This window comes from Klebsiella sp. ZJOU C1 (genome assembly GCF_035620215.1).
Classification (GTDB): Bacteria; Pseudomonadota; Gammaproteobacteria; order Enterobacterales; family Enterobacteriaceae; genus Klebsiella; species Klebsiella variicola.
The window spans coordinates 2,023,805-2,045,841 of record NZ_CP141644.1; the positions used below are offsets into that span (position 1 = coordinate 2,023,805).

The following is a 22,037-nucleotide window of genomic DNA, read 5'->3' on the forward strand; positions in this document are numbered from 1 at the left end:
TTGCCCGGAGTTTGAGAATGGCTGAAATAAAAGGAATCGCTGGCGCTAAAAATAACGGTGGTAACAAGGATAACGGGCAGAATCGCGGGACGGAAATTGCCTCGGTCGCCTATATGAAAATCTTGCTGGCACTGTCAGAAGGTCAAATTGCCGGTCAGTTTACCGGTCAGGATATTTGCCTCGACGGTACGCCGTTGCTCGATGCCGATGGCCATGAAAATTTTCCGGGCGTGACGTGGGAGTGGCGCAGTGGTCTGGTTGACCAGGATTACATTCAGGGTTTCCCGGCGGTCGAAAACGAAATCAGCGTCAGCACGGAAATCAAGTCTGGCACCCCGTGGGTAAAGGCGATCAACAACACGCAGCTGTCGGCTGTTCGCCTGCGTATTAAATTTCCGAACGGGGTCTACAGCCTGCGTGACAGCGGTGGCAAAGATGGTTACCGCATTGAGTTCGCCATCGATGTTTCAACAGACGGCAGCACGTATACCGAATATGGCCGCGATACCGTCGATGGCATAGCTAACACTGGCTATGAGCGCAGCTACCGCATCGATTTGCCGCGGGCAAACTCCGGCTGGCAGATCCGCGTTCGCCGTCTGACTGAGAATAAGAATAATAACAAAACGGCGGACGTGAGTCGTATCGAGTCGATAACGGAAATCGTTGACGCCAAACTGCGCTATCCGAACACCGCGCTGTTGTTCGTTCAGTTCGATTCAACGCTTTTTGATGGCCGGACACCGACCGTGACGGTCAAGGCAAAGGGGCTGGTCATTCGCGTACCGTCGAACTATGACCCTGTCGAACGTACCTACAGCGGAAGCTGGGACGGGACCTTCAAGTGGGCCTGGTCGAATAACCCCGCCTGGATTTTTTACGATCTGGTGCTGAACAAACGCTATGGACTTGGAAAGCGTATTTCGTCCGACCAGGTGGATAAATGGACCCTGTATCAGATCGGCCAGTATTGCGATGCGCCGGTCTCAGATGGTGCCGGCGGAAAAGAGGCCCGTTATCTCTGCGATCTCTATATATCCCAGCGGACTGACGCCTGGACCGTATTAATGGATCTCGCGAACATTTTTCGGGGCATGATTAGCTGGTCGAATAATCTGCTGTCGGTTGATGCCGATATGCCGCGTGAGATGGACCCCGATTTTGTTTTCAACAAATCGAATATTGTCGGCTCCTTCACGTTCTCCAGCACGTCCGAGCGGACCAACTATAGCGCGGCCATCGTCACTTACAGCAACCCACAGAATAACTATCAGGACGATCAAGCCAGCGTCTATTCGCAGGAGGTTGCAGACCGCTTCGGATTTAACACTATCGAGCTGTCCCGGATTGGCTGTACACGTGAATCCGAGGCGCAGCGCCACGGCGCCTACGCCATCGAGACAAACCGCGACGACAATGGCGTTGAGTTTAAAACGGGGATGGAGGGTCGCATTCCCCGTGTTGGCAAGGTTATCGGTATCAACAATGCCCCTATGGCTGGCCGGCAGAACGGCGGTCGTGTGGCGGCAGTCTCAGGAAAAAGGATTACTCTCGACCGCGCGGTCGCGGCAAAAGCCGGGGATACGCTCATCATTAACCTGCCGGACGGAAAGTCGCAGGGGCGTAAAGTTCAGGGTGTGCAGGACCGTATTGTTACGGTAGAGCAGGAGTATAACCCGGCACCGCAGGCGGAGGCGGGTTGGATTCTGGATCAGTCAGACCTGGCCATTCAGCAATTCAGGGTTAAGCGCGTTGTGAACAATAACGATGGCACGGTCACTATTAACGGCCTGCCGTATAACCCGAACAAGTTTCCCCGGGTGGATGATGGCGCGGTGATCGAAGACCGTCCTGTGACCGTTGTTCCCCCACGGGGACAGGAGGCACCGGACGACATTACCATTTCCAGCCTCTACCGGGTGTCGCAGGGGATTGGCATCACCACCCTGGTTGCCACCTGGTCGCCGGTGAAAAATGCGATTGCGTATGAAATGCAGTGGCGTCAGAACAATGGTGACTGGATTAACCTGCCGCGCACCGGCAATACGCGGTTTGAGGTCGATGGTATCTATACCGGTCGATACGTTGTGCGTGTGCGGGCGATTAACGCGCAGGATATCGCGTCCGTATGGGGGATCTCGAAAGAAACCGAGCTGACCGGTAAGTCTGGTGCCCCACTTCCGCCGCTGGCGCTGGCAACCCGTTCGCTGGTTCATGGGGTCCAGGTTAGCTGGGAATTCCCGACCGGCTCGGGGGATACGCTGCGCACGGAACTGCAGTACAGCAAAAATCAGGACGGCAGTGCGCCGATGCTGTTATCAGACGTGGCCTATCCGGGGAAAAGCTATCAGCAGATGGGCCTCAGTATGGGCGCAGAATTCTGGTATCGGGCGCGCCTTGTGGATCGTCTGGGCAATGAAAGCCCGTGGACCGGCTGGGTCCAGGGGATGGCCAGCGATAACTTTGATGACTACTACGAAAACCTGACTGACGCGATCAAGGATACAGCTGCCTGGGAGGAAACGCAGCGCACCATTAGCGAAACGCAGGAAGGTATCCGCAATACGCAGCAGGAACAGGAGCAGACCGCTGAAGCTCTGCGTAAGGAAGCCGAAGACCAGGCGAAGCAGGTCAGCCAGGAAATTAATGCATCGGCGAAAAGCATCACTGCTGATGTTGACGGGAAGATCTCCGCCGTGAATAAAACCATCACGGATGAGATCACCTCGGTCAATGAGGCTCTCGATTCTGGTCTGGCTCAGGCAAACAAAGGCGTTCAGGAGGCAAAATCCGCCGTCGCAGATGCGAACAAGCAGATCGCAACTGTGAACAAGTCGCTGGCCGACAGCATCACCCAGGTAAGACAGTCAGTCACCGATACGGCTGCGGAAATCAACGCCACCATCGACCTGGAGATTGCCAGGGTCAGCAAAACGCTGGCCGACGGCGATGCCGCATTGAATGCGCAGATAAAGACTGCCGAAAATGGCCTGAAGCAGTCGCTGTCTCAGGTCAACACCACGCTGACCAGTGCGGTGAAGCAGGAGACCGCGGATCGTATCGCCGATGTTAACGCGAAGGCGTCACAGGCCGCTGATGAACTGCTGGCGGCAACGCAGGGGATTGAGGCGAGTATCGAGAGCCTGACTCAGGTGATGAAGACCGCCGATGAAAATCTGGCGCGGGAAATGTCCAGCCTCGCTGCCGGCGCTAATATCCAGTTCGACTCGCAGGTTATCTGGCATTTCAACAATCAGACGACCGAGGGCTGGACCGGCAGCGCCGGCGTACCGGGTGTGTCACAGGATGGCTGGTTACGCCCGGCGGACAGCGCCACCGATCCGTACATTACCTCTCCTGGCGGGCTGGCTGTCGATGGTGCGGCGTACCGTTTCATCATGCTGCGCTTTCGTAAAACCGGCAAACCCGTCTGGGCGGGTGAGATCCGCTGGGTGTCTGCCGGCGAAAACTTCAATAACACGAAGCGATACATTGTTGCTGAGCCGGAATATGCCGATGGGGTGGCAACCCTGACGGTGCGTGATATTCAGTGGACAGGGAACATTGATCGTATTCGCCTGGACCTGACGAACCAGCAGGATGCCAGCAACTTTATCGAATTCGACTGGATCGCCGTTGGCCGGCCAGCACCCGGCGCCAGTACGGCGGCTTTGCAGGATGTGCGCAGTACGCTGAGTAACGCGCTGACCGCCGAAGCGCAGGCACGCAGCACGCTGGCGGCGCAGATGCGTGGCTCCTATGATGGGAGCGATCTGGAGAAAGTCACTTCCGGGCTGCTGTACCAGGAAAAAACCGCGCGCGTTACCGCCATCTCGGCGGAAGTTAAGGCCAGAGAGTCCCTGCAGACGCAGTTTAACGACAACAAAGCTGCTGTTTCTGGTGAACTGAGTTCTCTGACGACAGAGCAGAGCGCGCAGGCGAGCCGTATCGGTGGCCTGGAAACCAGCCTCGGGAAAAAAGCCGATGCGGCCGCGCTGACGTCCCTGACGCAGAAAGTGGAGCAACAGGGCGCCACGCTGACATCGCAGGGCGCCGCGTTAACATCGCTCACTAACCGGGTTGGCCAGACGGAAACGGGCCTGGCTGGTACGAATGAGGCGCTGAGCGGGCTGCAGTCTGTTGTTACCCAGCAGGGTGACAGGATAACCAGCCAGGGTCAGTCCATCACGAAACTGACGAGCGATTTGGGCACGACAAATGCCGCGCTGGCGAAGAAAGCCGAAGCGGCTGCGGTCACTGCCTTAACGCAGCAGGTAGAGCAAAACGGGCAGGATATTCGCAGCAATACTGACAGCATCACCAGCCTGTCAAATCAACTGGTTAATGGCCAGCCGAATCGCTGGTCCCGTCGACTCTATCCTGTGCAGCTGGCTAACGCCGGGACAGTCCCGTCATTCAGCGATATTCGCGCCGTGGCGCCAACGGTCGTGGATGAGGTGGCCGACGCGGCCAAACTGGACTTTACGTCCGCCGGCAGCTATCTGATCGCGCAGTATTCCTGCCAGGTGAAAGTGGCCGCAGATACCACCATCACACTGGCGCCCGGCGCCAGGGTTTTTGATGATACCGGCGCCATATTTGTGAATGGGGTTCAGGTCGCCTGGGGAAACGCCAGCTGGAATACCGTCAGTTTTGAACTGAAAACCGGCTGGAACACCGTTGATTTTCTGGTGAATCAGTGGACCGGTCAGGCGTATATCAACCTGGGCCTGAAGGTGTCAGACAAGGTTGCTGAGATGTACTCCGGTCTCGGGGTTTCCGCGCTGGCAAACGCAGCCGGCGTGCTCAGCTCGAATGTCAGCCAGATTGGCAACGATGTGGTCAGCAATTCGCAGAGTATCACCCAGCTCCGGAATGCGCTGACGCAGACAGACGCGAACGTAGCCAGCAAAGCGGATCAGACGGCGATGAACTCGCTAACCGGACGAGTGGAGAAGACGGAATCCGGGCTGACGGCTGCTAACGCCAACATTACCTCGCTGAAATCCGCTGTACGGGCCGGAAACGCATCAGGCGGGGATTTAATTCCCAACCCGACGTTTGACCCGGCGTATGACCAGATGGGGTTCAGCGTGGTAGCCACGACGGCTGAGGAGGTCCCGCCGGGCTGCCCGTATGGTTATGCGGCCCGAATTGCCAGCCGGGATCACCATCCTAACTTTGCCGCGTTCCCGGCCACGCTTAACGATGTGATTGAGATCAGCGCACTGGTTGCCTGCGGCGCCGGCACGGCGAATTTTAATCTGTATGTTGGCACCGCCGTTCGGCCAGATACGAGTACCGGTGCGCCACTCATGGCGGGGGGCGGAAAATCCCCCTCCGCGACCTGGCAGAGAACCACCTGGCGCTTCAAGGTCACGCAGGCGATGGTAGACAGGGGTTATATCCGCCCGTTCCTGCAGATCTCGCAGAACAGCCCGTATGGCACCGTATGGTTCGTTACGGACTGGCATATGCGAAATGTGACAGCGGCGCAAAAGGTTCAGGATACTGCGGATGCCACGGCGGCGGCGGTTGACTCCCTGACCACCACCGTGACGCAACAGGGTAATCTGCTGACCTCGACCGGCAACCGGACAACCCAGCTGGAAAACGGGCTGGCAACCACCAATGCCGCCGTGGCCAAAAAGGCTGATGCGACAGCGGTGCAGGATTTGACCAATACCGTCACACAGCTGGGCAACGACCTGACGGCTGCGAACAGCGCCATCACGAAACTGACCGGAAATCTGGCGAATACCGATAAAGCGCTGGCGCAGAAAGCCGATGCGACTGCGCTGGCCACGCTCGACACGAAAGTGACGCAGCAGGGTAAAACGCTGGAGAGCCAGAGCAATTCGCTGACGAATCTGTCGAACAGCCTCTCGCAGGTTGCGGCAGATATCGATGCCAGCGGTCAGATACCGGGTAACCTGGTCGTGAATCCCTCATTTGAACGCGGGCTGGATGGTTATACCGGGCGGTCAACCGCGACCAGTGTGGTGGAGGTTTCCGCTCCTCACAGCGGGACGCGGGCGCTGAAGGTTGAACCGGGGAGCGTGTCTCCGGGGCAATACATCCCGTTTGTTCAGGGGCGAACCTATGAAATCGGGGTGTGGGTCAAGGAACCGGGAGCGACGACGGATAATGGCGCGGGGAACAACAAGCTGCGGATCGGTAACTCTGCCGGCCAGCCGGTTTTTGAGCGTCCGTACAACAGCGGCACGGTGGGGACTAACTGGACCCTGATTTCCGGTCGCTGGAAAGCGACGGAGACAGCCAGCCTGCCGGTGACGCTGAGTAACTATCTGATTAGCGGCAGCCGCTACTTCGATGATTTTTACGTCACTGACGTTACCGACCGGGTGGACATCGATGCCACCGCCGGCGCCGTTACCGGACTGACGAGCCGGGTCAGCACAGCGGAAGGGGCCATCACCTCACAAAGCCAGCAGCTGACGAACCTGCAGAACAGCCTGAACACGACCAACAGCAATGTGTCGAAGAAGGCCGATGCAACGGCACTGACTTCGGTCGATAACCGGGTGACAGAGGCAGAAGGGAAACTGACCACACAGAGCCAGCAACTGACAAATCTGGCGAATGTGCTGACGGCCACCCGCAACGCCGGCGACAACCTGATCCCGAACTTTGATTTTCTGCAGGGCAGCACTGCCTGGGATATTCAGTATCCAGCCGGTGTGACCTTTGGCGATTTCGGGGACGGGAAAGCGGGGGTCCGGCTGAACCGGACGACTAACACCAGTCCGGGGATCTTCTCCAACAACAACAAGCCGGTGCCGCTGAATGGCCAGCGCAAGTACCGGGTGGTGGTGAAGGCCAAAGGTGTTTCCGGCGCGATGAGTCTGCTGATCCGTCGCCAGAACAAAATCGGCCAGACGGACAGTACGTATGAGGATAAAACGGTCACGCTGACCACTGACTGGCAAACCATCACCTGGGAAACCGGATTGACGGCTGCCGGCGCGGACGGGCAGAACTTCAAACTTTATTCTCATCCGACAAACGGTGAAATCTGGCTCGATTCCGTCCGCGTGTTTGATATCACCGATGAAACCAACATCAAGGCGACCAGCGATGCTGTTTCGTCTCTGACCGGGACGGTGACGAACCAGGGGAACACCCTGACATCACAGGGGCAATCCATCACGGCGCTGAATAACGCGCTGGAAGGGGTCAAAGGCGATGTGGCGAAGAAGGCTGATGCGTCGGCGGTCAGTTCACTGACCAACCGGGTTACCCAGACTGAAAAGGATATCCGTAGCCAGGCTGACAGCCTGACCAGCCTGAATACATCGCTGAAGCAGCAGGCGACACGGGGAGCCAACGTACTGCCGGACGGCAGTTTTGAATCCTATGCCGTCGGCGATGTTCTCAGTAATGCCCGCGCCGTTATCACCAGTGAAGCTGCGCACAGCGGGACCAAAAGCCTGCGTGTGACGCGCAGTACGGAGTACAACCCGAACGCGACGGATAATAACGATACCCATATCTTTTCAGGCATGCAGGTTCGCGATAACGCGGTCTATTACGTGGAGGCGTGGGTTAAGTTGCCGGCTGGCTCGACCGCCGATCCGACCGTTTATATGGTGCTCGGATTTTCCTTCCAGGATTCTGCCAATGGCTGGTCGTGGCCTGGCCTGAACGTAAAAGTCTCCGAGTTGTCGGTGGACAACTGGACAAAAGTCAGTGGCTATCTGACCAACAACCGAACCGCGCTGAAACAGGCAATGGTGAGGATCTCCATCCCGAACACACCAAAAGTTCGCCTGGGTGACGCCTTCCTGATTGATGATCTGATCATCACTGACGTGACCGATGCGAAAGCGGCGCTCGATGCCGCCGATGCGAATGCGCAGGCGCTTTCCAGTCTGTCCGCGTCAGTCACGCAGAACGGGAGGAATATTACGTCTCAGGGCAGCGCGATCACGAAACTGCAGTCAGATGTGACGCAACTAGGAAAGGATATCAGCGGCAAGGCCGATGCCAGCGCGCTGACGAATCTGACGACCCGCGTGACGGCTACCGAAGGCAGCCTGAAATCGCAGGTAGACAGCCTGACCAGCCTGCAGAACAGCCTGAACACGACCAACAGCAATGTGGCGAAGAAGGCTGATGCAAGGGCGCTGCAGAGCCTGCAGAATACCGTTGAACAGCATGGCAGGGATCTGACCACGCAAAGCAGCGCGCTGACGAACCTGGAAAACAACTTTTCCTCCCTGGCAGTGGGCGGGACCAACCTTATCCGCAATGCGGACACACTGGAGGGATGGAGCAGCCGCCTCGCCACAGAAACCTATCTGGGCGACCGCGTGGCCTACACCCGGCTGGCGAAAGGTGCATCCGGTTATACCCAGCTGGATGAACAGACGCTGGACGTTACCGGGCGTACGGAATTTGTATTCAGCTTCTATGCGAAAGGGGCTTATGACGGGCAGGAGATGGCGAGTTATTTCTATAACCCATCGAACACCACCACCACGGAAACCAGCCAGGGCGTTAAAGGAGGGGCCGGTGACGGCAAGGCGGTCACGAAACTGACCACCGCATGGGCGCGTTACTGGGTGAAATGGGTTATTCCTGCCACCAGTGGCACCAAACGGCTGATTGCCGCGCGTCTGGAAAGCGCGACGTCTGCCGACAAAGAAGTCTGGCTCTGCCGCCCTCAGCTGGAAACCGGGACCGTGATGACCGACTGGTCACCGAGTCCGGATGATGCGGCCAGCGGTATTACCGCGAACACATCGGCCATTAACAGCCTCACCAGTCGGGTGACGAACGCCGAGGGGCAACTGACCGCGCAGTCTCAGAGCATCACGAATCTGCAGAACAGCCTGAACACCACCAACAACAACGTGGCACAAAAGGCCAGCGCGCAGTCGGTGAGTGATCTCACCAGCCGGGTCACCAGTGCGGAAGGCAAAATCACCTCCCAGGGGCAGGCTATCACGAAGCTGCAGGGCGATTTGAGCAGCACCACCGATAAGGTCAACACCAAAGCGGATCAGACGGCGCTTAACGCGCTGACTGGCCGGGTGGAGAAAACCGAGGCAGGCCTCACGGCAGCCAACAGCAACATTGTCAGCCTGACGGCAGCGGTGAACGCCGGGAATGCTGCCGGGGATGATTACATTCCAAACCCGTCATTTGATCCGGCGTATGACCGCATGGGTTATGACGTGGTGGAGACCACCGCCGATGGTGTGCCGGCTGACTGCCCGTTCAGGTATGCCGTCCGGCTGGCCGGGCGAGACCATGTGCCAAAAATCAACAATATCGCCGTGACGCCGGGCGACGTTTTCGAAATGTCTGCTCTGGTAGCGTGTGGTACCGGCAGCGCTGACTTTAACTTCTATATCGGTCGGGCCACCACCGCCACCGGTGGTATCGGAGCGAAAGCGTCCGGGGGCAACACCAGGACCACCACCGCGTGGAAACGAGCCACCTGGCGCTTTACGGTGCCATCCGATACCAGCTTGCTGCGGCCGTTCCTGCAGGTTAATCAGAGCAGCCCGTTCGGCACCGTCTGGTACGCTGCCGACTGGCATATGCGTAACGTGACGGCAGCGAACAGTGCGCAGAAAACCGCAGATGCGACCGCAAAAGCGGTGGATTCACTGACCACCACGGTTAGCCAGCAGGGCGATACGCTCAGCAGCATCGGCACGCGGACCACCTCGCTGGAGAGCAGCCTCCGGTCGACAAACGATACGGTGAGTAAAAAGGCTGACACGACAGCGGTGACGCAGCTGCAGGGCTCGGTGACGCAGCAGGGAAATGACATCGCGGCGGCCAACAGCGCGCTGACTAAACTCAGCAGCGATCTGGCTACGACGAATGCGAACGTGAACAAAAAAGCGGACGCAAGCGCGATGAACACCCTGCAGAACCAGGTCACGGAGCAGGGCAAAACACTCAGTGCGCAGGGGGATTCTCTGACGCAACTGAGTAACAGCCTGAGCCAGACGGCAGCGGATATTGACGCCAGCGGGAAAATGCCGGGCAACCTCATTGTCAATGGCAGTTTTGAGCGCGGCGCGGCGGGCTTTACCGGCTGGAGCAGTACCGCGACGGTGGCCGATTTACAGGTTCCGCACTCGGGTAACAAGGCGCTGAAAATGTCCGCCGGCCAGTCGAACCTGGTCGGACAGGAAATCAGTATCACCCAGGGTCGCACCTACCGCATGGGGGTATGGGCGAAGCAGGACCCGGAGACCACGATTAAAGATGCGGGTAACACGAAGTTTCGTGTGGCTGACAGCACTGGCCTGCTGGTTGGCTCAAACTACGGACCGTTTAGTTCTGGCTGGCAACTGGTAACGTTTGACTGGAAAGCCACGAAGACCACGACGGCCAGTTTCCAGCTGACGACCTTCCTCAGCGCGGGGGCCATGTATTTCGATGATTTCCATGTTCTCGATGTTACGGATGAAAAGGATATCGCGGCTAATGCCGGGGCCATCTCACAGATGAATACCCGCGTCACCGCTGCGGAAGGGGCTATCACCACCCAGGCGCAGCAGCTGACGAAACTCAGCGGCGATCTGGCCGTCACGAATGCGGCGGTCAGTCAGAAAGCTGAGCAAAGCGCTGTCACCGGGTTGACCACTCGGATGACGTCTGCCGAGGGTAAACTGGATTCGCAGTCGCAGCAGCTCACCAGTCTGCAGAACAGCCTGACCACGATGAATACTGAGCTGGGTAAAAAGGCTGACACGTCCGCGGTGAGTTCACTGACCGGTCGCGTAAGCCAGGTGGAAAACACCATCACCAGCCAGTCGCAGAGCATCACGTCGCTGACCAGCACCATCAATACCATCCGCACTCAGGGAGCTAATCCGTGGGTTGACGGTACGTTTGAAAGCTACAGCGATGGCCAGGTGCTGGGCGGGAACGGCACCGCCGTTGTGGTGGTGTCTCAGAAATTCACCGGCGATAAGAGCCTGAAGTTGAGACGGGATGAGAACAACGGCGGCAACAGCGATAAACAGCTTGGCACCTGGCAGTCAGTCCGTGAGGATGCGAAGTTCCGGTTTGAGTTCTGGGCCATGATGCCGGCGGATCAGGCGCCCTCCTCCGGGTGGACAACGCTGGTCGGTATCCAGTCACAGAATGCTGCCGGGCAAAATGCCTGGCAGGCGGCGGTCACTGTCAGCGAAGCCTCTCTGGGCGCGCGCGATAAGTGGGTGAAATTCACGGGGATCGCCAGTAACAACGGGGCAGGCAGAACACGCGCGGTGGTCTGGATCTCCACCCGTGGCGCCACCGGCAACGGTACCCCTGGCTATTCACTGTATATCGACGATCTGGTCATCACGGATGTCACCGATGCGAAAGCGGCACAGGATGCCTCTGACGCGACGGCGAGCGCCGTGAGCGGCCTGACGGCGCGCGTAACGGATGCCGAAGGGAAAATCACTGCCCAGGCGCAGCAGCAGACGGCACTGGCCACGAAAGTGGATAACGCCAACTCCCGCGTCGATAACATGGCGAAGACGCTGAGCGACAACCAGAGCACACAGGCCAGCCTGAATACCTCGCTTCAGTCGCAGATTGACGCCCAGGCGGCCGCCAACATCAAAAACCAGACGACGCTGGACAACACGATTAAATCGGTGGCCAGTATCACCAGTACCCAGCAGACGCATGCAACGGCACTGGAGGCGCTGGCAACGCAGCAGACGACCCTGACATCCAGTGTCGGGGATCTCAGCGCTTCCGTTCAGAACACCGCTAAAACCGTGGCGGATGTGAATGGTACGGTAAGTTCGCTGTGGTCGATGAAGGTTGAGACGGTTAACGGGAAGAATGTTGGCGCGGGGATTACGCTGGGCAGCAATGGTGAAACGAGCAACATGATCCTCTACGCCGACCGGTTCTCACTGTTTAACCGTAACAATGCGACGGCAGTTCCGGTGATGATTGCCGAAGGCAATGAGCTGTATATCGATACGGCACGTATCAAAAACAGTTCCCTGACCTCAACCAAAATCGCGGACGGTTCCATCACGAATGCGAAGATCGGCAACGAGATCCGCTCGAATGACTTTGTTGACGGGTCACGCGGCTGGCGTATCGCTAAGGATGGCTCTTCGCAGTTCAACAACGTGATCGTTCGCGGTGCGGTTTATGCGACTGACGGCTGGTTCCAGGGTACGGTATATGCGAACCGCATCGAGGGCGACATCGGGTCATTTGCGATCAACATCGCTCAGCACCGCACGCGCAAGGTGCCGAAGGCTACATGGCAGTGGTTTGAGCTGGCCCGGTTCCGGCGGCAGAATTTCGACCAGGTGATCAATATTCGCGGTGGACTCCTCCAGACGGATAGCATCACTATCGACGGCGGCGCGAAACTCAGAGCGGGGATGTCCTACGCGCCAGGGTCTGACGGTGGACTGGATCCTGGCTATCTGTCGTATGCAATGCTTCTTCGTGGCACAGGCGCTACGTCTGGTGGCGGCAGTATGGAGCTAGGCATTGAGCTTATGTATGAAACAGGTGGAGCAACACGCCTGTTAACCGCGCAAGAGTCAATGAACGTAGACAACATGTCATTTGTCGTCCCTGCCGGTACTGGCGACGCTGTTCTGCGATATGGCTGTTACCTGGACCGTAACGGACAGATGGTATTAACCATCCTCTCGAGATTCGACGCCTTCGCCGCGCGCAATAACAACGTAATTAGAGCTGCATCATCTGCTTAAATCATGGCCCCGCAAGGGGCCTTTTCTTTTTCCAGGGAAAACCATCCAGGAGGAACTTTATTATGGCGATGTATGAAGTCGGCACCGTCACGGGCGCAGCATCTCAGGCGCGGGTGACAGGAGCGACAACAAAGTGGGCACAGGTGGCGCTGGGGATACAGCCGGGGTCGATTCTGGTGGTCTACCGCAGCGGTAGTGCTGACCTGTATGCGATCAAATCCGTGGACAGTGACACGCAGCTGACGCTGACCCGGAATATCACCACCGCATTTTCCGGCGCCAGTTACGGCATTATTACCGCTGAAACCGCCAGTACCTCGTCGTTTGCTAACCAGCTGGCCAGCGCATTTGCATTCTGGCGTAGTGTGGTGGAGGGCTGGTCGATGGCCCTGACCAGCAGCGCCAATATCACCCTGACTGACCCGATCACAGGAAAGCAGGTAACCGTGCCGGCTGTAGGCGGGATGGCGAAGGCATCGGATCTTAACGCGCTGGCAAAACTCACCGGAGGAAACAAACTCGACGGCTCGCAGGTTATAACCAGCGATAATGCCGGTTTTATTCTCGGTAAGAACTCAGATCTGGCTCTGCTCAAAAAACAGGGGCAAGGCGGGACAATTGCCGTTGGCTCGGGAACACCGTTCAGAGTTCAGCGTTCAAGAGCGACCACTGTGTCACCGTCAGATACCTTTGATGACATCCTCGTTATTGGGACCGATAACCAGACGACTTTGCCCGGTGGGTTATCAGCTGGCGGCAACATCGATAACACGTCAAAGGGGAAGGTTCTGACGCAGGCGATCGAGCTGTCAATGAGCACGCCTTACATTGACTTCCACTACAACGGCAGCAGTGCGGATTATACCGCTCGCCTTATCCACGACAGGCAGAACCGCCTGAACGCGCAGGTACAAAGTTTTTGGGTAACGGACGGGAGGATCACAGCATCATCGACCATGCCAGCCAACCCAGCCATCGGAACGCAACTGACCTCCAATCCGGTACGCTCATTGATGGCAGGGCGAGGAGCGTATGGTGACGTGGATGGCGCTTACGTCCAAATGTACATGGAGGAGCAGGTAGGCACCGAACACCGACTTGTTCTGTACGCTGACGGATTCGGGCGAACCGATGCATGGATTTTCCGGGCTGGCGGCACGATCTCCACCGGTAAGGGTGACGTCCTGACCACCGGCTCAGATGTCCGGCTGAAAGATGCGTTCATGGAGCCTCAAGAAGGGGCCTCCAGGCGCATTAACTCGCTGGGAGTATGCGAGTTCAATATGAAAGGCGAAACGCGCCGGAGGCGTGGCTTTATCGCCCAGCAGGCTGAAAAAGTTGACGACTTGTATACCTTCCTCGGCATCGAGCAGGAGATCGATGGTGAAAAATTCAGGGTGATGAATGTGGATTACACGGCAATCATTGCCGATTTGGTGACCGTGGTACAGGATTTGATTAGGCGAGTTGACGCACTAGAAAGTTGAGGAACATAAAAAATCCCCCGGAGGCACTTGCCGGGGGCAACTGAAACGACATTAATTGCTGTGTACATCACAGAACAATTTGCAGTAAACGATAAGTAAGTTCAAGTAAAGTTTTACTGGTCAGATGTTGTATTATTTTTTAATAGCCTACCAAAATTAATAATGCATTAGCTCTAAACTCCACTGGAGATTCATTTTTAAGAATATAACCCTAAAGTATTACTAAGTATCAGATATAAATCGTGTGGATGGATTCAAAGAAATGGATACCAAATGTTATTATTGATACGTTTATCATTAATTGAAGTGCAATCTTGTAATTTTCACATCCGTGTTATAACTTTGTAATGCAGGGCGGTTTTATCTTGTTATTTAGTGGGTTAAAGTGATGGCGGCTCTTAGTGATTTATAATAGGCTTTCTATGTTAACAAATTTCCCGGATGAAAAATACATATCTGATAGAAATTCATCGTTCATTAAGCGAGTATATTTTTTACGTCAGATTGGTGTCGTTCTTTGCTTTCTTCCTATATATTCAGTCCTCCAGGAACAGTCACATCAAAAAATAACAACAGCCTTGTTAATTCTGAATGCACTCATCTGGCCATCGGTTGCTTATCTTGCAAGCATGATGTCGAAGGATATGCTGAGTACTGAAAAGAAGAATATGATACTTGATTCATTCTGGGCTGGAATCTGGATAGCCGTAATGCAAGTTAGTCCAATTCCATCATTATTCATAATCTCAGTTCAAATAGCTGATCGCTATGCTGCTGGTGGATGGAAAATTTTAAAACCAGCATTAATGTGGATGATGATTAGTTTCCTGACAGTTTGGTTAGTAAATGATTTCAGATATACGATAGAATTCAGTACCCGAACGGTATTGCTTTCTTTACCCTTGGCGACCTGTTATCCCATAGTACTGAGTATTGTTTCAAGGCACTTATCTATAAAGTTGAGGAAAAGAAGGGAGTTACTGGAAAAACAGGCTCTGATGGATCCTGGCTTAGATCTACCAAATCGCCGTTTTTTTGAGCAAAAAATGGAAAGTGCTTTTCGTGCAACGCGTAAAAAGAGAATTCATTCTTATCTTATGCTCATTGATGTTGATAATTTTAAAAAAATTAATGATACCTATGGCCATGAAGTAGGTGATGCGGTGTTATCTCGTATATCAACAATATTACGAGAGTGTGCTGGCGAGAAGGACGTACCAGCAAGATTTGGTGGCGATGAGTTGGCTATTATTGTTAATAATAGTAATAGCAAGCTTGTTATAGCTATGGTTCATATAATTCAGAAAAAAATTAAAGATCTTTCATTACCTTCTCACAACGATATTTACTGTACTGTCAGTATCGGTATTTCTTGTGCAGAAAATAAAGAATCAATCATCGAGTGGATCAAAGAGGCTGATGAAATGCTATATGAAGTTAAACGTAACGGGAAGAATGGATATTGCATGCCGAATAATTGAAGATGAAATGATTTCTTTTCTCATGATTTTATACATATAAATTTTTAAGATAGTTTATTATCGGCATTGCCAATACGGATAAATTTCCTCGGAACCACAGACCCCTCTCAACTAACGTTTGATACATGCCACTAATGTATTGTCATTCCATAACAATATGATTTTATTCAAATTTATATTGAAACCATGTTTCTTTTTTTTCCCTTTTAAGTCATTTGATTTGAATAATCGATCAATTTAAGAAATGTGATAGGTTTCGCCTATTGTTCGATCGTTATCGATCATTTTAAACTATTTTCCTTTGATTTCTAAATATGACACGATTAGGATTATTCCTAGTTCCGGTGTTTTTTTTAATGATAAAGAACAATATGGAAATAGATTCCTGTAGATTTGTTTTAGAACCATCTTTTAAAAAAGATGGTTCTATTCATTCTTGGGAAATTCTCACGAAAAATGTTAAAAAAAAGGACTGCAATGATTACCTTGCTAATGAAAGTGGTTTTTGTTTCACTTCATTAAGCGATAAAGAAAAAATCGATGTGTTTAAGAAACAGATATTGACAATTGAAAAGCTTGATGCATCAGAATTGAAGTTCAAGCCAGTTTCGTTGAATGTTGACAGTCTTATTAGCGATTGTATTTTGAACGATAAATATATTGGTGATTACTTAAAAAACCAAAAAAACATTGCTTTTGAGATTAACGAGCATTTTCATGAATTCAATACTAAATGCTGTATGGTTGACTTAAAGTGTCTTTCAAAATTGTGTCCAGTATGGCTGGATGATTTTGGGAGTGGCTTAACAAGCTTAACAGTTATAGATATGTTTAATTTTGAATGTATAAAAATTGATAAAGATTACTTCTGGGGAATACAGAGTGAGAGCGAATTCTTTAAAATAATAAATAAAATAAAATCATACTGCAATTTCGTGATTGTTGAGGGAGTTGAGACAATAGAACAAAAAAATAAAGTACATTCTGTTGTTGATTGCGCTTGCCAGGGAAGGTTGTGGATGAGTGATTACTATTATGTTGAGATTTAAAATAAATGACAACAAAAGATGATGAATGTCCATTTTGTGGTGCAATTTTAATTAATGAGGACCACTGCCACAGTTGCCATGCATTTAAGATTAAAGGTTATGTATCAAGAGATGCACGCAAGACAATTAATTTGATATCTATCTGCACATCTTTACTGGTAGCGCTCTTTGGGATCTTGGTTGTGTTTCTGGTGTCTTTCGGCATCGGGACATATATTGCTATCATAGCGTTTTCTCTTCTTTTATATTTTATTATGAAAAGGATTCTGCATATAAAAGAAGAAAAAAAAGGGAAGATGGTTTGGAAAAGAGCAATCATTACTTGGTAGGTAGTAATTAAATAATATAATGGCGCTGCTGGTTCTAATGCAAGCCTCGGACTCCGAGGCTTTTTTATTTTCTTTTCAAATCATGAGTTATAACACCGGAAATATTTAACCCGACTCACAGGGAGTGAGTATTATTGGCTAATAATTCACTATCCAGATGAGCAGAAAGACTCAAAGCCGGTTATCAAAACTGAAAATATACTAATGAATTTCAATAGGTTAGGGCTTAGACTAAAAACATTAACCACGTATCAAAAATACCTATTTTTCTTTTTAAATCAATAAGTAATGATGTTATTAGTTAACTACTGCTGCGCCACATGCAGTGGTTCGAAGCCGCAGACCTGATCGTCAAAGGCATGGAAGGCGCTATCGCCGCCAAGACCGTGACCTATGACTTCGAACGTCTGATGGAAGGCGCTAAGCTGCTGAAATGTTCAGAGTTTGGCGACGCTATCATCGCGAACATGTAATCCCCTTGGTGGATTAAGCAAAAGCGGGAGCCGATGGGCTCCCGTTTTTTTTGATTTTCAGTCAATGATTCCCCCAGGTGCTCATCGGATCGTGTAGTGACAGATATCATGCTGCACGACGTCAACCAGTTCAATGCTGCCTTTCTAACTGAAGTATTTGCCATGACCGGGTTATGAACTCAGAAAAATATCAGGTTAGGAAATATCTTGGCAGTTTGCCATTGCCAGAAGTGTATATATAGAATCTCTTTTTCTTTAAAAAAACATTCATAGCGAAAAAGAATGCGTTGCATGGGTGAAATTCCCTAAAAATCTTGTTCTTCTAATTTTCTTCAATACAATGAAGAAGTCTTACTTTATCTATACAGACTCTAATTCATACATCAAGGAGAGATACTATGGCAGTCCACACTTATAAGGAATTAGCAGAAATATATGCTGCTCGCATATCTAAATGCAAAGATGGAGATATGCGAGTGATAGAATTGAATAAAATCTGGATGGAAATTCAGACTTTAACAGTAGGTGGAAACCCTCTTACTGAGCATCAACGGGTTCGTATGCTCGAAGAGCTAAAAAAGGCCCTGACGGACCTGGGGTATGACGATGATGTTATCGCCCTTGAACACTACAGTGGTAGGGAGGATTATGAGGCGTTAGCTAAATCAGGCTCATCCATTAGCAATGATGAAATACTAGCAATGATGAGAATGGTAGCAAAAGGACCGAAACCATGAATCAAGAACAATTAAATATTGTAACGCTTACGCTTTCATGTATAGCTTTGGTGGCTTCTATCTATTCAGCACTTCAATATCGCAATGCAAACGTTATTTCCAAAAGAGCGCTGAAGTTACAGGAAGCTGCTCTCGAAAGTCAGATTACAAATAGTATTGCTACTGCAACAGTACAGCTGCGCGAGGCATTGATGAAATACGCAGAAGCTGATAGCTCTGCTGTCAACTATCCAATCATCAGCAAAAATTATAATTCAGCACAAGAAACTTGGCTCAATGCATATGATCAAGCCTGTATGAGTTATCGTGAAGGAAAACTAAACAAGGAAACGTTTAAGAAAACTTATCACGTTCCAATCAGAGAGTTGTACGAAGATAAGGAGTTGCAGTTTTTCTTCAGTCCTGCTGACACATCTAAATATCAGTCAATTATATCGGTTTACCGGGAATGGGAAACATATCATCGCTGACAGTTTCGACAAGAGTCGGGATTTGGCAAGTTATTGTTTTTAGATTGAAATATAAAAAATTAATCTTACTGAACAGGTTTAACTTATTGATTTTAAATTTATTATAGAAGAGGTAGTGAAACATATTATTTGTTTCTGGTTAGGAATGAGCACAGATTAGCTTATCCTCACATGGCGCCCTTAATCCCCCGTCACACGTTCCCCGACATAGAGGTGCGGAATTTATGCGGACATGCAAACAGATGCACCAAAGTTAGAGGGTGAGTTCGGGGAGAAAATGCAGGTTAAAACCGCGCCGAACGTTAAGGCGCCAAATGGGTGACTGAAAAGCAATACGCTATCCGCTCACTTTCAGATTAAACAGCCGGGACAACGCCGCTTTGCCGCTATCCGTCACTTGCACTTCCCGATATCCCGGCGTGCGGGTTATCCATCCTTTCTGCTCAAACAGTGCCATCAGCGCCGAACCGGCATCACCGCCCAGATGAAAACGTCTTTCACTCCAGTCAAGACAGGGGCAGCAAGGCTTACGTCGCGGGCGGGTGTTCAGTACTGCGCCAAGGCGTTCAAGCTGGGCTTTACCGGCTGATGTCAGGGCCAGGCCATCGGCCGCTAGCCATTTTTCCCGCAGCATACGCTCATAAATGTTCACCGCCAGCTCGCCCGCCAGATGGTCGTAGCAGGTGCGTGCGTAACGAAGATTAACCGGCGTGCTGGGGAGAAGCGTCTTATGCGCTTGCATAGAGACGCCCATCAGGTTTTCCAGTAGCGCGGCGATATGCGCGCCCGCCAGGCGGTAATAGCGGTGACGCCCCTGCGCAAGACACACCACCAGCCCGTTGCTGAGCAGTCGGGCAAGATGCCCGCTGGTGGTGGAGGCAGACACCTCGGCAACCGTACTGAGTTCGGTTGCCGTCCATGCGCGCCCGTCCATTAGCGCGCACAGAATACTGACCCTTGACGGGTCAGAGAGGGCGGAGGCCACCATCGCCATAGCGGTTTCCAGCGCCTCCTCTGGCTCACTGTCTTGCTGCGTTTTCAGGAGATTCATTCAGAAAGTATGGCCCATTTTTTGGTCACTTCCGCTGCCCGGGTGTCATCATCGGTAATGAGAATGAGCCGGTTACGGTGGTCGCTGTACTGTACCAGAATATTAATGCCATTGCGGGCCAGGGTGTCTGCGATGTCTCCCAGTTCCCCAGGTCGTTCCTGAGGTAACTTTCTGATCAGAGGTCGGCATACACTGCTGACGGCAAAACCGGCCTCGGTCAGTACCCTGCGGGCTTTCTCACCGTCTTCCACCAGAAAATGCGCATGTCCGGCATCAGGCGTGGTGAATACGCCACCGCCTTCGAGCCCCACGCCGTTGTTACCCAGCGCTAAACCCATTGCGCCAAGCGAGCCCGGCGTGTTGCAGAGAATCACGTGAATGTCATACATCTGACTGTGCTCCCCGATCTGATGCGTAATCCCGGAACACGCGGGCGACGCGTATTCTGTAGTATGAAAAAATCGATGCTTTGCCTTCGCGCTGGGCAGCCAGATGCCGCTCATTTTGCTGCCAGTTGGCCACCGATGCTTCATCTTCCCACCAGGATAGCGAGAGGATTTTGCCGGGCGTACTCAGGCTCTGAAAGCGCTCAATGGCAATAAACCCCGGCGTGTCTGAAAGCAAAGGCGTCAGCCCGGCCGCAAGCTGTAAATATCTTTCCTGTGCTTCTGGTAAGGCGTCGGCCTCAAAAAGTACTGCAATCATCAGTCTTCTCCGTGGTGAATGTCCCCGCAGTCTACTGACGGCCAGAGCAGAATGCTTCGGTCTGCAGCGAAGTATGGCTGAGGGGGGATACCCTCAGCCGCCGTCCCTGCGCACCGGATTACCCTTCAGAAACGCGTTACTCTGCGTTAAAGATAATAAATTCAGGCTGGTAACTGACCGGGAAATTGACCGATCGGGCGATAAAACAGACGTGATGGATCTGCTGATGAATGGCCGTGGCGGCGTCGAGATCGGTTCCTGGTAATACGGTGATTTTCGGCCTGAGGGTGGCAGAAATAAAGCGACCCGCGCCCCCTTTTAACACTTCACCCGTTGCCACCGGTGAGTCCTGATATTCCATGACCGTAATGCCGGCATCGGAGGCCAGATGTAAGTACCACAGCATGTGACAGGCTGAAAGAGAAGAGAGCAGGAGATCTTCCGGGTTCATTTTGCCGGGATCGCCGCCCAGTAATGGATCATTTGAACAATGAATGGGTTCTTTTCCCTTTACCGCGATATCCCAGGTCCGGGCATAAGCCTTGTAACCCGAAGTACCCGTGCCCTGATTGCCGGTCCATGTGATATGGCTGGTATAAGCATGTTGCATAGGTTTGCCTTTTCTCTGTGGAGGGGGGGGATTTATGTGCATTTCATCGCAGAGGCATCTTCCCGTTTTGTTGCGTTGCCTCAACGAAGCTGCCCTTGGAATCGCAAGGTTGTCATGACGCTAATGTCAATGGCATAATGGTATACCATTTATGCGTGATGTAAAGAGAGCCAAATGAACACCGCTTCCCGTTCGACCGCCGATATTCTTGCCGGTGAGCTAAAAACCTTAATCAACAAGGGGACGTTGCGAGATGGCGACCGTCTCGTTGAGAGGGACCTGGCCAGTCAGTTTGCGGTCAGCCGTATCCCAATGAGAGAAGCGATACAGCAGCTTGAGCGCGAAGGTCTGGTTGAGATTTACAGAAATCGTGGCGCGGTGGTGAAAACGCTGACGGCCGCTGATGTCGATGAAATTTATCAGCTGCGGGCACTCCTGGAAGGCGAAGCCATTTTTCATAGCCTGGAGAATATGGACCCGGAAACGCTTGCCCGGGCAGCACTGGTGCATCAGCTACTGAGCAGCGCTTCTGAACCCGAGCAGCAGGGGAGATATAACCGGGAGTTTCATGAACTGCTTTATCGGAAGTGTAATAATCAGCGCCTGCTGAAGATGATCGGTGAATTGCGCGAGCAGATTGAAAGATATGAGCTTTTTCAGAACAGACTGCTGTCGGATACGCTGAAATTCCAGGATGAGCATCAGCAGATCCTGATGGCCTGCCAGCAAAATCATCCACAGGAGGCGCGGGCGTATACCGTGAAACATATTCTCTCAGCAGGTGAAATCCTTCGCGCTTATATCTTAAGCCGTTAATGGTTGTGCAAAGCGGCTGCGTTGATCGCGCATAAATTGCCATCCGTATCTGCTCAATGCTATAAGAAAAGAGCCGTTTTAATGGTGCTTATCTTTTATCT

Annotated in this window: 11 protein-coding genes and 1 pseudogene; 8 read left to right on the forward strand and 4 right to left on the reverse strand. The window is 52.4% G+C overall.

Annotated elements, in window-relative coordinates:
* The first annotated feature begins 17 nt into the window (after nucleotides 1-17).
* The 7 genes and pseudogenes from gpJ to SPE70_RS09610 all read left to right on the forward strand — a co-directional run bounded on the left by gpJ (nucleotide 18) and on the right by SPE70_RS09610 (nucleotide 18,754).
* Nucleotides 18-12,728 carry a TipJ family phage tail tip protein gene (gpJ, locus tag SPE70_RS09580; RefSeq protein WP_420715775.1) on the forward strand — a complete coding sequence of 4,237 codons (12,711 nt, stop codon included), beginning with the start codon at nucleotides 18-20 and terminating at the stop codon, nucleotides 12,726-12,728.
* A gap of 62 nt (nucleotides 12,729-12,790) precedes the next feature.
* On the forward strand, nucleotides 12,791-14,215 hold the full coding sequence (locus SPE70_RS09585; protein WP_110212775.1) for a tail fiber domain-containing protein: 1,425 nt from the start codon (nucleotides 12,791-12,793) through the stop codon (nucleotides 14,213-14,215).
* Nucleotides 14,216-14,637: 422 nt separating this feature from the next.
* Nucleotides 14,638-15,696 carry a sensor domain-containing diguanylate cyclase gene (locus SPE70_RS09590; RefSeq protein WP_032430712.1) on the forward strand — a complete coding sequence of 353 codons (1,059 nt, stop codon included), beginning with the start codon at nucleotides 14,638-14,640 and terminating at the stop codon, nucleotides 15,694-15,696.
* A 356-nt stretch (nucleotides 15,697-16,052) separates the two neighbouring features.
* The gene (locus SPE70_RS09595; protein ID WP_023159863.1) at nucleotides 16,053-16,745 is read left to right on the forward strand and encodes an EAL domain-containing protein; all 693 of its coding nucleotides are present in this window, start codon (nucleotides 16,053-16,055) and stop codon (nucleotides 16,743-16,745) included.
* Between the two features lie 634 nt (nucleotides 16,746-17,379).
* Nucleotides 17,380-17,547: pseudogene (locus tag SPE70_RS09600) on the forward strand (isocitrate/isopropylmalate family dehydrogenase); the annotation flags it as partial.
* 398 nt (nucleotides 17,548-17,945) lie between these two features.
* The gene (locus tag SPE70_RS09605; RefSeq protein ID WP_064166890.1) at nucleotides 17,946-18,284 is read left to right on the forward strand and encodes a hypothetical protein; all 339 of its coding nucleotides are present in this window, start codon (nucleotides 17,946-17,948) and stop codon (nucleotides 18,282-18,284) included.
* Nucleotides 18,281-18,754, forward strand: coding sequence for a hypothetical protein (locus SPE70_RS09610; RefSeq protein WP_032730035.1), 474 nt, complete (start codon nucleotides 18,281-18,283; stop codon nucleotides 18,752-18,754). Before SPE70_RS09605 ends, SPE70_RS09610 begins: the two co-directional genes overlap by 4 nt.
* Before the next feature lie 337 nt (nucleotides 18,755-19,091).
* Here the strand turns inward: SPE70_RS09610 and SPE70_RS09615 are convergent, their stop codons facing one another.
* From SPE70_RS09615 to SPE70_RS09630, 4 genes are all read right to left on the reverse strand, one after another.
* On the reverse strand, nucleotides 19,092-19,805 hold the full coding sequence (locus tag SPE70_RS09615) for an ArsR/SmtB family transcription factor (RefSeq protein ID WP_136047429.1): 714 nt from the start codon (nucleotides 19,803-19,805) through the stop codon (nucleotides 19,092-19,094).
* On the reverse strand, nucleotides 19,802-20,194 hold the full coding sequence (locus SPE70_RS09620; protein ID WP_022066231.1) for an ACT domain-containing protein: 393 nt from the start codon (nucleotides 20,192-20,194) through the stop codon (nucleotides 19,802-19,804). Before SPE70_RS09620 ends, SPE70_RS09615 begins: the two co-directional genes overlap by 4 nt.
* Nucleotides 20,187-20,510 (reverse strand): antibiotic biosynthesis monooxygenase family protein, encoded by a 324-nt coding sequence (locus tag SPE70_RS09625; RefSeq protein ID WP_008807712.1) that lies wholly within the window; start codon nucleotides 20,508-20,510, stop codon nucleotides 20,187-20,189. The genes SPE70_RS09620 and SPE70_RS09625 overlap by 8 nt, the downstream gene beginning before the upstream one ends.
* A gap of 136 nt (nucleotides 20,511-20,646) precedes the next feature.
* Nucleotides 20,647-21,120 (reverse strand): OsmC family protein, encoded by a 474-nt coding sequence (locus SPE70_RS09630; protein ID WP_008807711.1) that lies wholly within the window; start codon nucleotides 21,118-21,120, stop codon nucleotides 20,647-20,649.
* Between the two features lie 174 nt (nucleotides 21,121-21,294).
* On the opposite strand from SPE70_RS09630, the gene SPE70_RS09635 reads away from it, so the two are divergent.
* Nucleotides 21,295-21,936 (forward strand): GntR family transcriptional regulator, encoded by a 642-nt coding sequence (locus tag SPE70_RS09635; protein WP_080930055.1) that lies wholly within the window; start codon nucleotides 21,295-21,297, stop codon nucleotides 21,934-21,936.
* Nucleotides 21,937-22,037: the final 101 nt, after the last annotated feature.